The sequence below is a fragment of the Streptomyces sp. NPDC030183 genome, from assembly GCF_055573455.1.
Genome location: NZ_JBVIBK010000006.1, coordinates 56,931 through 74,395, shown reverse-complemented (window position 1 = coordinate 74,395; position 17,465 = coordinate 56,931). Strand labels below are relative to the sequence as shown.

Below are 17,465 nucleotides of genomic sequence, written 5' to 3'. Positions count from 1 at the left end.
ACCCGCTTCCGGTTGAAATTCGGCGGCGGTGGCCGTCAATCTGTACACATCGGGTGTGTATGGCGCTACGATGCGCCGCCTTCCGCAGGAGGTGCCCCATGGCACAGACATTGCGACCCAACATCGCCGGCTCTCTGTTCGCGACCGACGACAAGCCCCACCCCGTGCAGGACACGCTGCTCGCCGTGACGCTCGTCCTCGGCGCGGTCTCCTTCATCACGGCGATGTTCCACCACCTTCATCTGATCAGTTCCTGGACGGGGCTGGTGGGAGTCCTGACCGGCGCGTACGGGCAGTTCATCTCGGAAACGACTCGTGAGCGCTTCGGCCTGATCGTGGGTCTCGGTGCCTCGGCCGTCGGCTTCTTCCTCGGCATGGCCCACGGAGGCCTGTTCGGCGGGGTCATCGGCTGACTCCTTCTCTCCGGCCGCGCGATCGGCGGACTGTGCCTCGCGCCGTCCGCCTTCCCACATCGGACCAAGCGGCCGAATAACACCGCCTGACGCCCCGGCCGCGCATCGGCCGGGGCCCAGGATCCATGCGGCCATTCGGCGTGCCCGCAGGGCGCAGTAGGCTTCGGCGCGAGAGCCGGAGCCCCTGTACCCATGGGGACACACCAGCCCGAGGAGCGCCCCGAATGAGCCTGACCCTGAGGACGATCAGCCGAGAGCAGCATCTGGCGTACATCCAGAGCCTGCCCTCGGCTAGCCACATGCAGGTCCCGGCCTGGGCCGACGTCAAGGCCGAGTGGCGCTCCGAGAACCTCGGGTGGTTCGACGACAAGACCGGTGAGATCGTCGGTGTCGGCCTGGTGCTGTACCGCCAGCTTCCCAAGATCAAGCGCTATCTCGCCTATCTGCCCGAGGGCCCGGTCATCAACTGGTTCGCGCCGAACCTCACCGACTGGCTGGAGCCGATGCTCGCGCATCTGAAGAACCAGGGCGCCTTCTCGGTGAAGATGGGGCCGCCGGTGATCATCCGGCGCTGGGAGGCCACGTCCATCAAGAAGGGCATCCAGGACCCGGACGTGAAGCGACTGCGCGACATCGAGGCCGACTTCATCGAGCCCCGGGCCTTCGAGGTCGCCGACAAGCTGCGCCGCATGGGCTGGCAGCAGGGCGAGGACGGCGGGGCCGGCTTCGGTGACGTACAGCCCCGTTACGTCTATCAGGTGCCGCTGGCGAACCGCTCTCTCGAAGAGGTCCACAAGAACTTCAACCAACTGTGGCGCCGCAACATCAAGAAGGCCGAGAAGGCCGGCGTCGAGGTCGTGCAGGGCGGCTACCAGGACTTGGAGGAGTGGCAGCGGCTGTACGAGATCACAGCCGTCCGGGACCGCTTCCGGCCGCGTCCGCTGTCGTACTTCCAGCGCATGTGGACAGCCCTCAACACCGAGGACCCCAACCGCATGCGGCTCTACTTCGCCCGGCACAACGGCGTGAACCTGTCCGCCGCGACGATGCTGGTCGTCGGTGGGCACGTCTGGTACTCGTACGGCGCGTCGGACAACATCGGCCGTGAGGTCCGGCCCTCGAACGCGATGCAGTGGCGGATGCTGCGCGACGCCTACGCCCTCGGCGCGACGGTCTACGACCTGCGCGGCATCTCCGACTCGCTGGACGAGACGGACCATCTCTTCGGTCTGATCCAGTTCAAGGTGGGCACGGGCGGCCAGGCCGCCGAATACCTCGGTGAGTGGGACTTCCCGCTCAACAAGCTGCTCCACAAGGCTCTCGACATCTACATGTCGCGCCGCTGACTCCCCCGTTTTTGCTTCCATACCTCTGATACACCGCAGCCACGAGAAAGGTTCCGGGACCGGCCATGGCGCTCACGCTCTACGTCGACACCGCGCGCTGGCGGGCACACCACAAGCACGTTCAGGAGCAGTTCCCGGGACTCGTCCCCGTCTGCAAGGGCAACGGCTACGGCTTCGGGCACGAGAAGCTGGCGGAAGAAGCCACGCGCCTCGGCGCGGACGTCCTCGCCGTCGGCACGACGTACGAGGCGGCCCGGATCAAGGACTGGTTCAGCGGTGACCTGCTGGTGCTGACGCCGTACCGACGGGCCGAGGAGCCCGTCCCCCTGCCCGACCGGGTGATCCGCTCCGTGTCGTCGGTCGACGGCGTGTACGGCCTCGTGGGGGCCCGCGTGGTCATCGAGGTCATGTCCTCGATGAAGCGGCACGGGGTGAGCGAGCAGGAACTGCCCCAGCTCCACGCCGCCATAGAGAACGTGCGCCTGGAGGGCTTCGCCATCCACCTGCCGCTGGACCGCACCGACGGCTCCGACGCCGTCGAGGAGGTCATCGGCTGGATGGACCGGCTGCGCGCGGCCCGCCTCCCGCTGCACACCATGTTCGTCAGCCATCTCAAGGCCGAGGAACTCGCCCGTCTCCAGCAGCAGTTCCCGCAGACCCGCTTCCGGGCCCGGATCGGCACACGGCTCTGGTTGGGCGACCACGAGGCGACCGAGTACCGCGGAGCCGTCCTCGACGTCACCCGGGTGGCCAAGGGCGACCGCTTCGGTTACCGGCAGCAGAAGGCGGCTTCCGACGGCTTCCTGGTGGTCGTGGCGGGCGGTACGTCGCACGGGGTGGGTCTGGAGGCCCCGAAGGCCATGCACGGCGTCATGCCGCGTGCCAAGGGCGTCGCCCGGGCCGGTCTCGCGACGGTCAACCGGAACCTTTCTCCGTTCGTCTGGGGCGGTAAGCAGCGCTGGTTCGCGGAGCCGCCGCACATGCAGGTGTCGATCCTCTTCGTCCCCTCGGACGCCCCCGAGCCGCAGGTCGGTGAGGAACTGGTGGCCCATCTGCGGCACACCACCACGCAGTTCGACCGGATCGTCGACCGCTGAGCCACGCCGTCCCCTGACGCAACACGGTGACCCGCCCGGCGTGACCGGATACCGAAACCGCATGAAAGGCCGTACACGGACAAGCCCGTGTACGGCCTTTCGCGTGACCCGGCACGCCCTGTTCGCTCAGGGCGAACGGTGCGTGGTCTCCTGGCTGCCCCACTCCACGAGCGGACCGTCGAAGTGCGATGCGTGCCGCGGGGGACGGGCGGCGGCACCGTACATGTGGACGTCCTCCGCACCGTCCAGCACACCGCCGGACGGGTCGTCGTCGCCGGCGCGGCGCACCATGTCCCGCTCCGGCATGAAGATGTCCCGTACGACGATGACGCACAGGTAGAGCGTTCCCAGCAAGTGGGCCATGATCGCCGCGTGGTAGCCCTCGGGGGGCAGCCCCTTGTGGGCGTCTCCGCTGGTCGTGTACGCGAGGTACATCCAGATCCCCAGGTAGTACACGACCTCGCACGCCTGCCAGATCAGGAAGTCACGCCAGCGGGGCCGGGCCAGCGCGGCCAGCGGGACCAGCCAGAGCACGTACTGCGGCGAGTAGACCTTGTTGGTCAGGATGAAGGCCGCCACGATCAGGAAGGCCAGCTGGGCGAAGCGCGGTCGACGGGGGGCGGTCAGCGCGAGTGCGGTGATGCCGCCGCAGATGACGAGCATGGCGACCATCGCGTACGCGTTCGCCGTCTCCGGGGTGATCGGGATGTCCATCCGCTGCGAGATGACGAGGAAGGCCGAGCCGAAGTCGACGCCTCGCTCCTGGCTGAAGCGGTAGAACTTCGCCCATCCGTCGGGCGCCAGCAGCATCACGGGGAGGTTCACCGCGAGCCAGGCGCCCACCGCGCCGAGGGCCGCGGTCCCGAACTCGCGCCACTTGCCCGCTCGCCAACACAGGACGAAGAGGGGACCCAGCAGTAGGAACGGGTAGAACTTGGCAGCTGTGGCGAGTCCGATCAGCACGCCGAAGGCCAGGGGGCGCTGTCGCGACCACATCAGCATCGCGGCGGCCAGCAGGGCCACGGCGAGGAGGTCCCAGTTGATGGTGGCCGTCAGGGCGAAGGCCGGCGCCAGGGCCACCAGAAGGCCGTCCCAGGGGCGTCGACGGTGGATGCGCGCAGAACACACGGCGATGACCGCGGCGCACGCCATCAACATGCCCGCGTTGACCATCCAGTACCACTGCTCTTGTTCCTGGATGGTCCCGCTGCCCGGGGTGAGCCACGCGGCGACCTCCATGAACACACCGGTCAGGACCGGGTACTCGAGGTACTCCATGTCGCCGGGGATCTTGTCGAAGTACGGCACCAGCCCGTCGGCGAAACCGCGCCCCTGGTAGAGGTGGGGGATGTCCGAGTAACAGGCGTGTGTGTACTGGGAACTGGCCCCGAAGAACCATGCGCCGTCATAGCAGGGCAGCTTCTGCACCATGCCGAGCGCGAACATGCCGATCGCGACGAGGGCGACGACCCGTACCGGGGTCCACCAGGACGTCCCGAGCAGTGCACGTCGCCCGATGGGGCCGCCGATCAACTCACTGCCGGCCGCAGCGACCTCGTCCTCCTTGGTCGGCCGCACCGGCTCCGGCTCGTCCACGCTCATTCGCGTCGTCTTCGCACTGGGCATGCCGCACATCCTGCCGTACGTGTCCAGGGATACACCGAGGACCGCCGCATCCCGCTGTCGGCCACGGGGGTGTTTCACGTGAAACGACCTGACGGCCGTCTGCCCTCGTATCGGCGCACATGACAAGGGCCGCCGCATCTCAGCGATGCGGCGGCCCTTGTTTCACGTGAAACACCCTCTACCGGGACGAAGAGCTATCCGGTGGGTCCTCCGAAGAGGCCTCCCCCGTTCTGATTGCCTCTCGTATCGTCCTCCGGATCGGTCGGTGTCGCTGTCACGCCACCGTCCGTGCCACCGGTGTCGGTGCCCCCTGTGTCCGTACCGCCGGTGTCCTGACAGGTCGGGTCGAACGGGTTCTTGCAGGGCTTGTCACTGGGCGTGGGCGACGGAAGAGCAGGTTCGCTCTCGGACGGCGACGGGGACGGCTCCGGCTCCTCCTCCGGGGTCTCTTCCGCCGAGGGAGACGGCGTCGGGTCCGGGTCGTCGTTGACGATCACACCGATGGGCTGCGGCTCCGGGAATGCCTTCGGCGGCACGTTCTTGAGCGCGTCCTCCATGTAGTCGTGCCAGATCTCGGCCGGGAACGACGCACCATGGATGGTCTCCTGGCCACCCGTGCCGTACATCTCCAGGAACGTACGGTTCTTGTTGGATTCGTCGTCGTCCATGCGGTACATGCTGATCGCGGTGGACAGCTGCGGGGTGTACCCGACGAACCAGGCCGACTTGTTGCCGTCGGTGGTACCGGTCTTTCCGGCCACCTCGCGGCCCGCAAGCTGGGCCGAGGTACCGGTTCCCTTGTCGACGACGGTCTTGAGGACATCGGTGACGTTGTCGGCGACGTCCGCGGTGAATGCTTCCTTGGGGGCGGCGATGTCGTCGTGGTCGAACTTCGTCAGGCCCTCGTACTCGACCTTGCTGACGGAGAAGGGGTCGTTCTGCTTGCCACTGGCGGCGAAGGTCGCGTACGAGCCCGCCATGCGGATGGCGCTGGGATCGGAGATGCCGATCGAGAACGAGGGGTAGCTGGTGCCCGTGAGGCTGTCCTTCTTGAGGCCCGCCTCGATGGCCGCTTCCTTCACCCGGTCAAGACCGACGTCCATGCCCAGCTGGACGAAGGCGGAGTTCGCCGAGACCCGCATCGCCTCACGCAGGTCGATCTGGTACTTCGGCGGGCTGCCGTACGACTCGTCGCCGTCGTTGGCCTGGAGCCACTCCTTGCCTTCTTCGTTCGTCCAGACGGTGCCGTCGTAGTCCTCGATCTTGAGGTTGTTCTTGCCGCTGTAGAGGCTCTTGGGGGAGACGATGGTGCGTTCGTCCTGGGCCTGGTCGGGGTCCAGCTCGGGGTTGCGCTTGCCCCAGGTCATCGCTGCCGCCAGGACGAAGGGCTTGAACGTCGAACCGACCTGCGCGCCGGTCACGTCGGCGTTGTTGGTGAAGTGCTTGGTGGCGTCCTCACCGCCGTAGATCGCCTCGATGGCACCCGACTTCGGATTCACCGACGCGCCGCCGAACTGCACATGCGTGTCCGTCTTCGGGCGCAGCTTTGGCTTGATGTTCTCCTTGCGCACCTTGTTCACGGCCGCCTCGAGTTCCTTGACCTTGTCCTTGTCGAAGGTCGTGTGGATCTCGTAGCCGCCCTGCTCGAGCTGCTTCGGCGTGATGTCGGTGTTGTTGAGGATGTAACCCTTGGCCGTGTCGACGAGGTAGCCGATCTGCCCGCCCAGCTGGGCGTTGGACCTGGGCCGCTCGATCTGGGGGAAGTCCTCGTACTTGGCCCGCGTACCCGGCGAGAGCCGCTTGTCCTTGACCATCTCGTCGAGGATCCACCGCCAGCGGTCCGTGGCCCGCTTGGTGTTCGCCTCGGGCGTGGCCGCTGGGTCGATCGACGTCGCTCCGGCCGGGTCGTAGTACGTCGCGCCCTTGAGGATGGCGGCGAGGAAGGCACACTGACTCGGGTTGAGCTTCTCGGCGTCCTCGCCGAAGTACGTGCGGGCGGCCGCCTGGAGGCCATAGGCGCCACGGCCGAAGTAGGCCGTGTTCAGGTAGCCCCGCATGATGTCTTCCTTCTCGACGGAGGCGCCCACCTTCACCGAGATGAAGAGTTCCTTGACCTTGCGGGAGAGGGTCTGCGACTGGTCGTCGAGCATGGCGTTCTTGACGTACTGCTGGGTGATGGTCGATCCACCCTGCGTCTGACCGCCCTTGGCCATGTTGACGACCGCGCGCGCGATACCCATGGGGTCGACGCCGCTGTCCGTCTCGAACGTCTTGTTCTCGGCCGACATGACCGCGTAGCGCATCGCCTTGGGAATCTTCTCGTAGGCGATGATCTGGCGGTTGACCTCACCACCTGTCGCGACCATCTGCGTGCCGTCGGACCAGTAGTAGACGTTGTTCTGCGCCGTTGCGGCCTCGGCCGGGTTGGGCACCGCCACCACGGCGTAGCCGATACCGGCGGCCGCCACGAGGCAGCCGAAGAATCCGATGAACAGCCCCGTCACCTGGCGCCAGGACGGCACCCATCGCATGGCCCCGTACTTGCCGGCGCGCGGATAGTCGATGAAGCGCTTCTTGCCGGGGGGAGCGGGCCGTCCCCGGCCCCGGCCCGGTCCGCGTCCCGCGGGTTCGGCCACACGCCGGCGGCCGCTACCAGTGCCGGTACTTCTCTGCGCCGCTCGGCGGGCAGCTGCACGTCCCTCGTACGGGGTGTCATCACCCCCCGCCCCATAGGTCTCGGAAAGTGACCCGGTGGTGCCCCGCGGTGCAGCGCGGCGGCCGGAGGACGCCGACTGGCCGCGTCTGGCCGCGGCACGTCCGCCTCCCTGCGGCTGCGGCGGTTTGCGACGGTGCTCGCTCATCGAACGACTACTCCTCGGGCAGGCGCACCCGTGCGCGCCTGGAAACGGCGGCTGCTTTCCGGTCCCCCCGAAGTACGGATGCGGTCGTGTTGGCACTCATCCGTACCGCACCCGGGACCACGACGTGCTCTGACGTCACTCGGCTCCCGGTGGTGTGCATGCCGCACAGACTACGCACCGCCAAAACCCACTGAGCACCGAACTTCACCCCAAATCCGGCAACTTGCTTCGTATCAATCAGTGATGTGACCCCGTTCACCGTGCCCCCACTTGTCGCATACGTAGGGGCGTTCTATCGTCATGATGTATCGAGTCGATACATCAGCTCGGCATAGAGGGTGTCGGGAAGGCCAGCGGGAGAGGGGAGGCGACGATGAGCCGGCGCTCCGGGATCCTCGAGTTCGCCGTACTCGGCCTGCTGCGCGAAGCCCCGATGCACGGCTATGAGCTGCGCAAACGACTCAACACCTCACTGGGCGTGTTCCGTGCCTTCAGCTACGGGACGCTCTACCCCTGCCTCAAGACGCTGGTCGCGAACGGCTGGTTGATCGAGGAGTCAGGGGGCGCCCAGGACGACGCTCCCGCCGCCCTCACGGGCCGCCGCGCCAAGATCGTCTACAGGTTGACGGCGGAAGGCAAGGAGCACTTCGAGGAATTGCTCTCGCAGACGGGTCCCGACGCGTACGAGGACGAGCACTTCGCCGCTCGCTTCGCGTTCTTCGGGCAGACCTCCCGTGATGTGCGCATGCGCGTCCTGGAGGGCCGTCGCAGCCGTTTGGAGGAACGGCTGGAGAAGATGCGTGCCTCCTTGGCACGCACCCGCGAGCGCCTCGACGACTACACGCTTGAGCTCCAGCGCCACGGGATGGAGTCCGTGGAGCGCGAGGTGCGCTGGCTGAACGAGCTCATCGAGAGCGAGCGGGCGGGCCGTGATCTGAAGGGTCGCGCCCATGGAGACCCCACTCGCGACACCACAGAGGGAGCGCCGGGCGCCCTGCCCCGGCCCGGGGACACCCCCGGTCCGGATGCGCCCGGCGACACCACCACGTGAGGTCCCTGCCAGGACCTCACTCGTACACACAGGGAGCAACCGGAATGGGTTCGGTTCGCGTAGCCATCGTCGGCGTGGGCAACTGCGCCGCGTCGCTGGTGCAGGGAGTCGAGTACTACAAGGACGCCGACCCGGCGTCCAAGGTCCCCGGCCTCATGCACGTGCAGTTCGGTGACTACCACGTCCGGGACGTGGAGTTCGTCGCGGCCTTCGACGTCGACGCGAAGAAGGTCGGCCTCGACCTCGCGGACGCCATCGGCGCCTCCGAGAACAACACCATCAAGATCTGCGACGTGCCGAGCACCGGTGTGACCGTCCAGCGCGGCCACACCCTCGACGGCCTCGGCAAGTACTACCGCGAGACCATCGAGGAGTCCGCCGAGGCCCCGGTCGACGTCGTCCAGGTCCTCAAGGACAAGCAGGTCGACGTTCTCGTCTGCTATCTGCCCGTCGGTTCCGAGGACGCGGCGAAGTTCTACGCCCAGTGCGCCATCGACGCCAAGGTCGCCTTCGTCAACGCCCTTCCGGTCTTCATCGCCGGCACCAAGGAGTGGGCGGACAAGTTCACCGAGGCGGGCGTCCCGATCGTCGGTGACGACATCAAGTCGCAGGTCGGTGCCACCATCACGCACCGTGTCATGGCGAAGCTGTTCGAGGACCGGGGCGTCGTCCTGGACCGCACGATGCAGCTGAACGTCGGCGGCAACATGGACTTCAAGAACATGCTCGAGCGGGACCGCCTGGAGTCCAAGAAGATCTCCAAGACCCAGGCCGTCACCTCCCAGATCCCCGACCGGGAGCTGGGCGAGAAGAACGTCCACATCGGCCCCTCCGACTATGTGGCGTGGCTCGACGACCGCAAGTGGGCCTACGTCCGCCTCGAGGGCCGCGCCTTCGGCGACGTTCCGCTGAACCTGGAGTACAAGCTCGAGGTCTGGGACTCCCCGAACTCCGCCGGCGTCATCATCGACGCCCTGCGCGCCGCCAAGATCGCCAAGGACCGCGGCATCGGCGGCCCGATCCTGTCGGCGTCCTCGTACTTCATGAAGTCGCCGCCGGTCCAGTACTTCGACGACGAGGCGCGGGAGAACGTCGAGAAGTTCATCAAGGGCGAGGTCGAGCGCTGACGAGACGAGGCGCGGTGCGCTGAGTCCACTCGTCCTTCGGGTCGTTGAGGGTCCCCGGGTCGTCCGCCCGGGGACCCTCCCCGTATGTGAGGCTGGGCCCCATGGCTGTCGTACGAGACCTGCGGGTACTCCTGCGTTTCCGGGACTTCCGGCGTCTGCTCGCCGTACGACTGCTCTCCCAGGGAGCGGACGGGGTCTACCAGGTCGCGCTCGCCACCTATGTCGTCTTCTCCCCGGAGAAGCAGACGTCCGCCGCGGCGATCGCCTCGGCCATGGCCGTTCTGCTCCTTCCGTACTCCCTCGTCGGCCCCTTCGCCGGCGTCCTGCTGGACCGCTGGCGACGCCGTCAGGTGCTGCTGTACGGCAACTTGTTGCGTGCCCTGCTCGCGTCCGTGACAGCCGTGCTGATCCTGATCCACGTTCCGGACTGGCTCTTCTACGTCTCCGCGCTCTGTGTCACGGCGGTCAATCGCTTCGTGCTGGCCGGTCTCTCCGCCTCGTTGCCCCGAGTCGTCGACGCCGACCGCCTGGTGATCGCCAACTCCCTCTCTCCCACGGCCGGCACGCTCGCCGCCACAGCGGGCGGCGGTCTCGCCTTCGTCGTACGGCTGCTGGGCTCGGACTCGGACGCCGTGGTGGTCCTCCTCGGCTCGGCTCTCTATCTGTGCGCGGCCCTCGCCTCCCTGCGCATCGCCAGGGAGATGCTCGGCCCGGACCTCGCATGGGCGCAGCCGCGGCTGGGTGCCGCGATCGCCGGCACGGCCCGGGGACTGCTTGCCGGGGTACGGCATGTCGTCGAGCCGGAGCGGCGGGCGGCGGCTTGGGCATTGGCGTCGATGACGATGATGCGGTTCTGCTACGGCGCCCTCACGGTCATGGTGCTGATGCTGTGCCGGTACGCCTGGTCCTCCTCGGCCACCGGAGCGCCCGGCTCGGAGGAGGGGCTCGCCCTGCTCGGTCTCGCCGTGGGGATCTCGGGAGCGGGGTTCTTCGCCGCAGCCGTGCTGACGCCATGGGCGGCCGGACGTCTGGGACCGGCCCTCTGGATCGTGACCTGTGCCGCGACCGCCACGGTGCTGGAACCGGCTCTCGGTCTGCCCTTCACGGAGGGGCCCATACTGATCGCCGCATTCGTCCTGGGACTCGTCACTCAGGGAGCGAAGATCGCCACGGACACCATCGTGCAGTCCGCCGTCGACGACGGCTATCGCGGCCGGATCTTCTCGCTCTACGACGTTCTCTTCAATGTGGCGTTCGTCGGCGCCGCGGCCGTGGCCGCCCTGATGCTCCCTCCGGACGGCCGCTCTGTCGCCCTGGTCGTCACGGTCGCGGTGATCTATGGAGCCGTCGCCGTGGGCATGGCGCGCTTCGGAATGGCGAAGCAGCCCCGTGCTACCGATCCGCGCTCGTCGATCTGAGCCTGATGTTTCACGTGAAACATCGACCCGGCGGGCCGAGCGGGCGCCCCTGACACAACAGGTGCGGGGCGATGTTTCACGTGAAACATCGCCCCGCACCATGGACTGGCCCTGCGGAACCTAGGGCATCTGAGCCCACCACTCCTTGAGAGCCGCCACCGCCTCGTCGTGCTCCATCGGCCCGTTCTCCAGCCGCAGCTCCAGCAGGAACTTGTACGCCTGCCCGATAACGGGGCCCGGACCGACGCCCAGGATCTCCATGATCTGGTTGCCGTCGAGGTCCGGTCGGATGGAGTCCAGTTCCTCCTGCTCCTGAAGCTGCGCGATGCGCTCCTCCAGACCGTCGTAGGCACGGGAGAGCGCGCTCGCCTTGCGCTTGTTCCGCGTCGTGCAGTCGGAGCGGGTCAGCTTGTGGAGCTGGTCGAGGAGCGGGCCCGCGTCGCGTACGTAGCGACGGACGGCGGAGTCCGTCCACTCTCCGGTGCCGTACCCGTGGAAGCGCAGATGGAGCTCGACCAGACGCGAAACGTCCTTGATGAGGTCGCTGGAGTACTTGAGGGCCGTCATGCGCTTCTTGGTCATCTTGGCCCCGACCACCTCGTGGTGGTGGAAGGAGACCCGGCCGTCCTTCTCGAAGCGCCGGGTGCGGGGCTTGCCGATGTCGTGCAGCAGCGCGGCGAGGCGGAGCGTGAGGTCGGGCCCGTTCTCCTCGAGCGCGATCGCCTGCTCAAGGACGATCAGCGTGTGGTCGTAGACGTCCTTGTGCCGGTGGTGTTCATCACGCTCAAGCCGTAGCGCGGGAAGCTCGGGCAGGACGTTCTGCGCGAGGCCGGTGTCCACCAGCAGGGTCAGGCCCTTGCGCGGGTGAGCGGAGAGGATCAGCTTGTTCAGCTCGTCCCGTACCCGCTCGGCCGAGACGATCTCGATCCGGCCGGCCATGTCGGTCATCGCCGCGACGACCTCCGGCGCGACCTCGAAGTCGAGCTGCGCGGCGAACCGCGCGGCCCGCATCATGCGCAGCGGGTCGTCGGAGAAGGACTCCTCCGGCGTACCGGGAGTGCGCAGCACGCGTGCCGCGAGGTCCTCCAGTCCGCCGTGCGGGTCGACGAACTCCTTCTGCGGCAGCTCCACCGCCATCGCGTTGACGGTGAAGTCACGCCGTACGAGGTCTTCCTCAATGGAGTCGCCGTACGACACCTCCGGCTTGCGGGAGGTCCGGTCGTACGCCTCCGACCGGTAGGTCGTGACCTCGATCTGGTAGCCGTCCTTCTGGGCCCCCACCGTGCCGAAGGCGATCCCGACCTCCCAGACGGCGTCGGCCCAGGGACGCACGATCCTCAGCACGTCCTCGGGACGGGCGTCGGTGGTGAAGTCCAGGTCGTTGCCGAGCCGGCCGAGCAGCGCGTCCCTGACCGACCCGCCGACCAGCGCGAGCGAGAACCCCGCCTCCTGGAAGCGGCGGGCGAGATCATCGGCGACAGGGGCGACGCGCAGCAGTTCACTCACCGCGCGGCGCTGCACCTGGCTCAGGGCACTGGACTGTTCGTTGGCGTTCGGCACAACAGAAAAGGGTACGTGGCCCGTGTGGCGGTGGTCGCCTCCATTGAACGTGCACAACGGTTTCGCGTAGAGGACCCCGTCCCCCACCTCTTTGATACCCGTACATACGGGGACAGCCCGCCCTCATCGGCCGATCTTGTGGAACGGACCGCGGCACTTCACCTCTGCGCGCATCGTTACCATGCGTGGACGCACATTCCGACGACCACTGACGACGACGAGGGACGGGCGAGCGCGTGGCCGAGGCGGCAGACTTCCAGGGGACCAGTCCCTCACCTGCCCGCCGCTGGCTGCTGCGCACAGGGGCCCTGATCGCCGGCGCACCGCTGCTGGCCGGGCTGCTCCAGCTCTCCTCCGCACCCGAGGCCCTGGCGGCGCCGAAGGCCGCGCCCGCCGACGCCACGGGCACGAACACCGTCGATGTCTCCTTGGACTCTCTCAGCCCCAGCGCGCCCACCGACGGCGACACGGTTACCGTCTCCGGCACGGTGACGAACAGGGGCAAGCAGACGATCACGAACGCCCATGTGGGCCTGCGGGTGAGCTCGGCGCCGCTGACGACCCGCTCCTCCATCGACACCGCAGCCAAGCGCAGCGGCTTCGACCAGTTCGCCGACGGAACCGAGGTCGGCGGGAAGTACGTCGAGAAGTTCTCCGAGCTCGCTTCCGGCGTGGCCCAGCCCTTCACCATCTCGGTGCCCGTCAAGAAGCTGGACCTCGGTGCGGACGGCGTCTACCAGCTGGGGGTCTCCCTCTCGGGGCAGACATCGGCGGCCCGGTACGACCAGATCCTGGGCATCCAGCGCACGTTCCTGCCGTGGCACCCCGACGAGGCGGACACGCGGACGAAGACCACGTACCTCTGGCCCCTGATCTCCGGCAGCCACCTCACGGCCGAGACCGGGCCGGGAGAGCGCCAGACGCCCACCTTCCTCAACGACGACCTCGCCAAGGAGATCTCCGCGGGCGGTCGCCTGGAGCAGATGCTGGCGCTGGGCAAGGATCTCGACGTCACCTGGGTGATCGACCCCGACCTGCTGGCGTCGGTCGTGGCGATGACCGAGAGCTACAGCGTCCGGAGCGGGGCGACGACGGTCCCGGGCAGGAGCCAGGAGGTCGCCAACGCATGGCTGGCGGAGCTCGAGACCGCGGTGCAGGGCAAGGAAGTGGTCGCGCTCCCCTTCGCCGATCCCGATCTGGCGTCGCTGGCGCAGAACGGCAAGGCCGTCACGGGCTCCCTGAGCCGCCTCAAGGACGCCACGGACGTCGCGGCGGACACCGTCGAGAACATCCTCCACGTGGAGGCGAACACGGAGTTCGCATGGCCCGTGAACGGCGCCGTGGACCCGTCCATCATCAAGGTGGCCACCTCGGCGGGCGCCGACAAGGTGATCGCCCGTAGCGACAGCCTGGAGGAGAACCGCGGGCTGTCCTACACCCCCACCGCCGCCCGCCCTATCGGCGGCGGCACCACGGCCGTCGTCGCGGACGCCCGGCTGTCCACGGCGTTCCAGGGCGACATGACGAAGGCCGAGAGCTCCACGCTGGCGGTGCAGAGGTTCCTCGCGCAGAGCCTGATGACGAACCTGCAGACCGACAAGCAGCGCAGCCTCGTGATCGCCCCGCAGCGCATGCCCACGGCCAGCCAGGCCCAGACGATGGCCCAGGCCCTGACGGCGCTCCAGGGCGGTACCTGGTCGCAGTCCCAGGACCTGTCCTCGGCCGCCGAGGCGAAGCCCGACCCGAACGCCAACACCAGGCTCCCGTCCGCCGCTGCGTACCCCAAGTCACTGCGCAAGCAGGCCCTGCCCACGTCGGCGTTCGAGCAGATCCACGGCACCCAGAGCGATCTCGACCGCTTCAAGGTGATCCTCAACCGCCAGTCGCGCGTGGTCACTCCCTTCGGCCGGACCATGGACCGGGAGATGTCCACGTCCTGGCGGGGTCACGCCACGGACGCCAGGGCCTACCGGGACGGCGTGCAGTCCTACCTCGACACGCTCACCAGCCAGGTCCGGCTGATCGAGAAGTCGGAGACCAAGCTCTCGGGCCGTAGCGCCACGATCCCGGTGACGGTCCAGAACAACCTCGTGCAGGGCGTCGACCTGACGCTGCGCCTCACGTCGCAGCTCCCGCAGCGTCTGAAGATCGCTGACGATGACTACGACGAGCAGTCCATCGACATCTCGGGCGGCCACAGCGAGTCCGTGAAGTTCACCACGAACGCCGAGGCCAACGGCAAGGTCGACGTCGTCGCGCAGCTGTACACGAAGGACGGCCAGAAGTACGGCAACCCTGTCGTCTTCACGGTGAGCGTCACCGAGATCACCCCCACGGTGATGCTGGTCATCGCCGGCGGTGTCCTCCTCCTCGTCCTCGCCGGATTCCGCATGTACACCCAGCGCAAACGCGCCGCCGCCCGCCAGGAGGCGGAGGACGCCGCGCAGGACGCGACATCCGCGGAGAACACGGCGCCGGGCGAGGAAGCGAACACCGGGGCCGCCTCGGTCGTACAGACTGACGAAGTCGTACACACTGACGAAGGTGATTCCTCGGCCGAGCCCGTGGAAGACGCGCCGGAGCACCCGAGTGACCTGGCCACGGACACCGCTCCGGAAAACACCGACCGGTCCGGAACGGGTGAGAGAGTGGACCGTTGAGCGATTGTCGTGGCCGGTGGGCCCGGAAACGATGAGGTGGGGTAACCATGAACGCGCCGTACGACGGTGACCGCGGCCAGGGCGCGGCCGACTCGGGCTACCCCGACGGCTCGCAGCCCGGGTCGGCCCAGGTGCCGCCGCAGCCCCCCGCGGACATGTACCTCCAGGACGCCTACGACCAGGACCCCTACCGCGCCCGCGACCTGTCCGCCCAGGACCCGGTGGCCGAGGCGCTCTACGACCGCGCCGCGCACCCTCCGCCGCCTCCGGGCACCCATCAGCCCCAGCAGACTCTCTACGGGCAGCCCACGCCGTCGCAGTACGCCCCCGACCCCCGGGTGTGGGCCCAGACCCCCGCGCCCGAGCCGGACGGCCCGTCGCGGCACCTGCCGTACGGCGACAACGCCCGTACGACCCAGTTCGTGGGAGTGGACGACCTGGTCACACAGGCCGGCGAGGAGCGTCACGAACCCGACGCGTTCGCCCACCTCTTCCGGGACCAGCAGCAGAGCGGCAGCGGCCCGGTGGGTCAGCCCTCCGTGCCCGGCCCGACCCCCGCTCCGGCCCCCGGTCCGGGCCGTCCACAGCACGAGGAGCCCACCGCACAGGCCCCCGCGGCCGCGCCGGCCCCGAAGAAGGGCGGGCGGGCTTCGGGTCTGCTGAAGTCGAGCGCCGTGATGGCGGCGGGCACCATGGTCTCGCGCCTCACCGGCTTCATCCGCTCGGCGATGATCGTCTCGGCGCTGGGTCTCGCCCTGCTGGGCGACGCCTTCCAGGTGGCCTATCAGCTGCCCACGATGATCTACATCCTGACCGTCGGCGGTGGGCTCAACTCCGTCTTCGTGCCGCAGCTCGTGCGTGCGATGAAGGACGACGACGATGGCGGCGAGGCGTATGCCAACCGCCTGCTGACCCTCGTCATGGTGGTCCTCGGCCTTCTCACGGCGCTCGCGATGTTCGCGGCCCCGCTCCTGGTGCGAGCGCTGTCCGTGGGAGTTGCCAACGATCCCGCGGCCAACGAGACCGCCGTGACGTTCACCCGCTACTTCCTGCCATCCATCTTCTTCATGGGCATCCATGTGGTGATGGGGCAGATCCTGAACGCCCGCGGCCGGTTCGGCGCCATGATGTGGACGCCGGTCCTCAACAACATCGTCATCATCGTCACCCTCGGCGCGTTCCTGTGGGTCTACGGCAGCGCGGCCGACTCCGGGATGACCGTCGACAACATCCCGCCGGAGGGTGTGCGCCTGCTCGGTGTGGGCATTCTGCTCGGCCTCGTCGTGCAGGCCCTCGCGATGATTCCCTACCTGCGGGAGACCGGGTTCCGGCTGCGGCTCCGCTTCGACTGGAAGGGCCACGGCCTCGGCAAGGCCGCGATGCTCGCCAAGTGGACGATCCTCTTTGTCCTCGCCAACCAGGCGGGCGCCCTCGTCGTCACCCAGCTGGCCACCTCCGCGGGCATCGACGCCCACGTCAAGGGAACGGGTTTCGCGTCCTACGCCAACGCCCAGCTGATCTGGGGCCTGCCCCAGGCCATCATCACCGTCTCGCTGATGGCGGCCCTGCTCCCGCGCATCTCCCGGTCGGCGGCCGAGGACGACGCGGGAGCCGTCCGCGACGACATCTCGCAGGGCCTGCGCACCACGGCCGTCGCCATCGTGCCGATCGCCTTCGGATTCGTCGCGCTGGGCATCCCCATGTGCACCCTGATCTTCGGCCCGTCGGGTACCGACGCGGCCACCAACATGGGCTTCATGCTGATGGCCTTCGGCCTCGGTCTGATCCCGTACTCCGTGCAGTACGTCGTCCTGCGCGCCTTCTACGCGTACGAGGACACCCGGACGCCGTTCTACAACACGGTCATCGTGGCCGCCGTCAACGCCGGAGCCTCCGCGATCTGCTTCTTCGTGATCCCCGCCCGCTGGGCGGTGGTCGGCATGGCGGCCTCGTACGGTCTCGCATACATGATCGGCGTGGGTGTCGCCTGGCGACGGCTGAAGAAGCGGCTGGGTGGTGACCTGGACGGCTCCCGGGTGATGCGGACGTACGCGCGGCTGTCCATCGCGTCGCTGCCCGCGGCGCTGGTCAGCGGCGCGGCCTGCTACGGGATCAGCCAGAGTCTGGGGCAGGGCGTCGGCGGCTCGATGCTCGCACTCGTCGGGGGAGGAATCGTTCTGCTCGGTGTCTTCTACGTCGCCGCGCGGCGCATGCGCATCGAAGAGCTCAACTCGATGGTCGGCATGGTCCGCGGACGACTGGGGCGCTGAGGCGGGGTTAGGCGCACAACCATCGTCCGTCGTCGC

At 68.1% G+C, this 17,465-nt stretch carries 11 protein-coding genes; 8 read left to right on the top strand and 3 right to left on the bottom strand.

All coding sequences use genetic code 11. The features are described 5' to 3' along the window. Window positions 1-98: 98 nt before the first annotated feature. From ACZ4Z2_RS08930 to ACZ4Z2_RS08920, 3 genes are all read left to right on the top strand, one after another. Complete coding sequence (locus ACZ4Z2_RS08930; RefSeq protein WP_468073866.1) at window positions 99-413, top strand: hypothetical protein; 315 nt, start codon at window positions 99-101, stop codon at window positions 411-413. Window positions 414-637: 224 nt separating this feature from the next. Beyond that, entirely contained in the window at window positions 638-1,759 is a 1,122-nt protein-coding gene (gene femX, locus ACZ4Z2_RS08925) for a peptidoglycan bridge formation glycyltransferase FemX (protein WP_468073864.1), read from the top strand. Between the two features lie 65 nt (window positions 1,760-1,824). Then, window positions 1,825-2,856, top strand: a complete 1,032-nt coding sequence (locus ACZ4Z2_RS08920) for an alanine racemase (RefSeq protein WP_055514516.1) — start codon at window positions 1,825-1,827, stop codon at window positions 2,854-2,856. Between the two features lie 126 nt (window positions 2,857-2,982). Here the strand turns inward: ACZ4Z2_RS08920 and ACZ4Z2_RS08915 are convergent, their stop codons facing one another. Then, on the bottom strand, window positions 2,983-4,482 hold the full coding sequence (locus ACZ4Z2_RS08915; protein ID WP_468073862.1) for a glycosyltransferase family 87 protein: 1,500 nt from the start codon (window positions 4,480-4,482) through the stop codon (window positions 2,983-2,985). 194 nt (window positions 4,483-4,676) lie between these two features. Beyond that, on the bottom strand, window positions 4,677-7,343 hold the full coding sequence (locus ACZ4Z2_RS08910; protein ID WP_468073860.1) for a transglycosylase domain-containing protein: 2,667 nt from the start codon (window positions 7,341-7,343) through the stop codon (window positions 4,677-4,679). Between the two features lie 373 nt (window positions 7,344-7,716). Between ACZ4Z2_RS08910 and ACZ4Z2_RS08905 the strand changes: the two genes are divergently transcribed. From ACZ4Z2_RS08905 to ACZ4Z2_RS08895, 3 genes are all read left to right on the top strand, one after another. After that, complete coding sequence (locus ACZ4Z2_RS08905; protein WP_468073858.1) at window positions 7,717-8,394, top strand: PadR family transcriptional regulator; 678 nt, start codon at window positions 7,717-7,719, stop codon at window positions 8,392-8,394. A 44-nt stretch (window positions 8,395-8,438) separates the two neighbouring features. Then, window positions 8,439-9,521: an inositol-3-phosphate synthase gene (locus ACZ4Z2_RS08900; RefSeq protein WP_468073856.1), complete on the top strand. Its 1,083-nt coding sequence runs from the start codon at window positions 8,439-8,441 to the stop codon at window positions 9,519-9,521. Window positions 9,522-9,622: 101 nt separating this feature from the next. After that, window positions 9,623-10,939 carry an MFS transporter gene (locus tag ACZ4Z2_RS08895; RefSeq protein WP_468073854.1) on the top strand — a complete coding sequence of 439 codons (1,317 nt, stop codon included), beginning with the start codon at window positions 9,623-9,625 and terminating at the stop codon, window positions 10,937-10,939. A gap of 120 nt (window positions 10,940-11,059) precedes the next feature. Here ACZ4Z2_RS08895 and ACZ4Z2_RS08890 read toward each other — a convergent pair whose 3' ends face one another. Next, complete coding sequence (locus ACZ4Z2_RS08890; RefSeq protein WP_468073852.1) at window positions 11,060-12,499, bottom strand: CCA tRNA nucleotidyltransferase; 1,440 nt, start codon at window positions 12,497-12,499, stop codon at window positions 11,060-11,062. A gap of 236 nt (window positions 12,500-12,735) precedes the next feature. On the opposite strand from ACZ4Z2_RS08890, the gene ACZ4Z2_RS08885 reads away from it, so the two are divergent. Together ACZ4Z2_RS08885 and murJ are read left to right on the top strand one after the other, a co-directional pair. Then, on the top strand, window positions 12,736-15,159 hold the full coding sequence (locus tag ACZ4Z2_RS08885) for a DUF6049 family protein (RefSeq protein ID WP_468073850.1): 2,424 nt from the start codon (window positions 12,736-12,738) through the stop codon (window positions 15,157-15,159). A gap of 47 nt (window positions 15,160-15,206) precedes the next feature. Further along, the gene (murJ, locus tag ACZ4Z2_RS08880; protein WP_468073848.1) at window positions 15,207-17,429 is read left to right on the top strand and encodes a murein biosynthesis integral membrane protein MurJ; all 2,223 of its coding nucleotides are present in this window, start codon (window positions 15,207-15,209) and stop codon (window positions 17,427-17,429) included. The last annotated feature ends 36 nt before the right edge of the window (window positions 17,430-17,465 follow it).

Coding starts and splice junctions, on each gene's coding strand:
- ACZ4Z2_RS08930 (WP_468073866.1), top strand. CDS start 99: ATGGCACAGACATTGCGACCCAACATCGCCGGCTCTCTGTTCGCGACC.
- ACZ4Z2_RS08895 (WP_468073854.1), top strand. CDS start 9,623: ATGGCTGTCGTACGAGACCTGCGGGTACTCCTGCGTTTCCGGGACTTC.
- femX (WP_468073864.1), top strand. CDS start 638: ATGAGCCTGACCCTGAGGACGATCAGCCGAGAGCAGCATCTGGCGTAC.
- ACZ4Z2_RS08920 (WP_055514516.1), top strand. CDS start 1,825: ATGGCGCTCACGCTCTACGTCGACACCGCGCGCTGGCGGGCACACCAC.
- ACZ4Z2_RS08900 (WP_468073856.1), top strand. CDS start 8,439: ATGGGTTCGGTTCGCGTAGCCATCGTCGGCGTGGGCAACTGCGCCGCG.
- ACZ4Z2_RS08915 (WP_468073862.1), bottom strand. CDS start 4,482: ATGCCCAGTGCGAAGACGACGCGAATGAGCGTGGACGAGCCGGAGCCG.
- ACZ4Z2_RS08910 (WP_468073860.1), bottom strand. CDS start 7,343: ATGAGCGAGCACCGTCGCAAACCGCCGCAGCCGCAGGGAGGCGGACGT.
- murJ (WP_468073848.1), top strand. CDS start 15,207: ATGAACGCGCCGTACGACGGTGACCGCGGCCAGGGCGCGGCCGACTCG.
- ACZ4Z2_RS08905 (WP_468073858.1), top strand. CDS start 7,717: ATGAGCCGGCGCTCCGGGATCCTCGAGTTCGCCGTACTCGGCCTGCTG.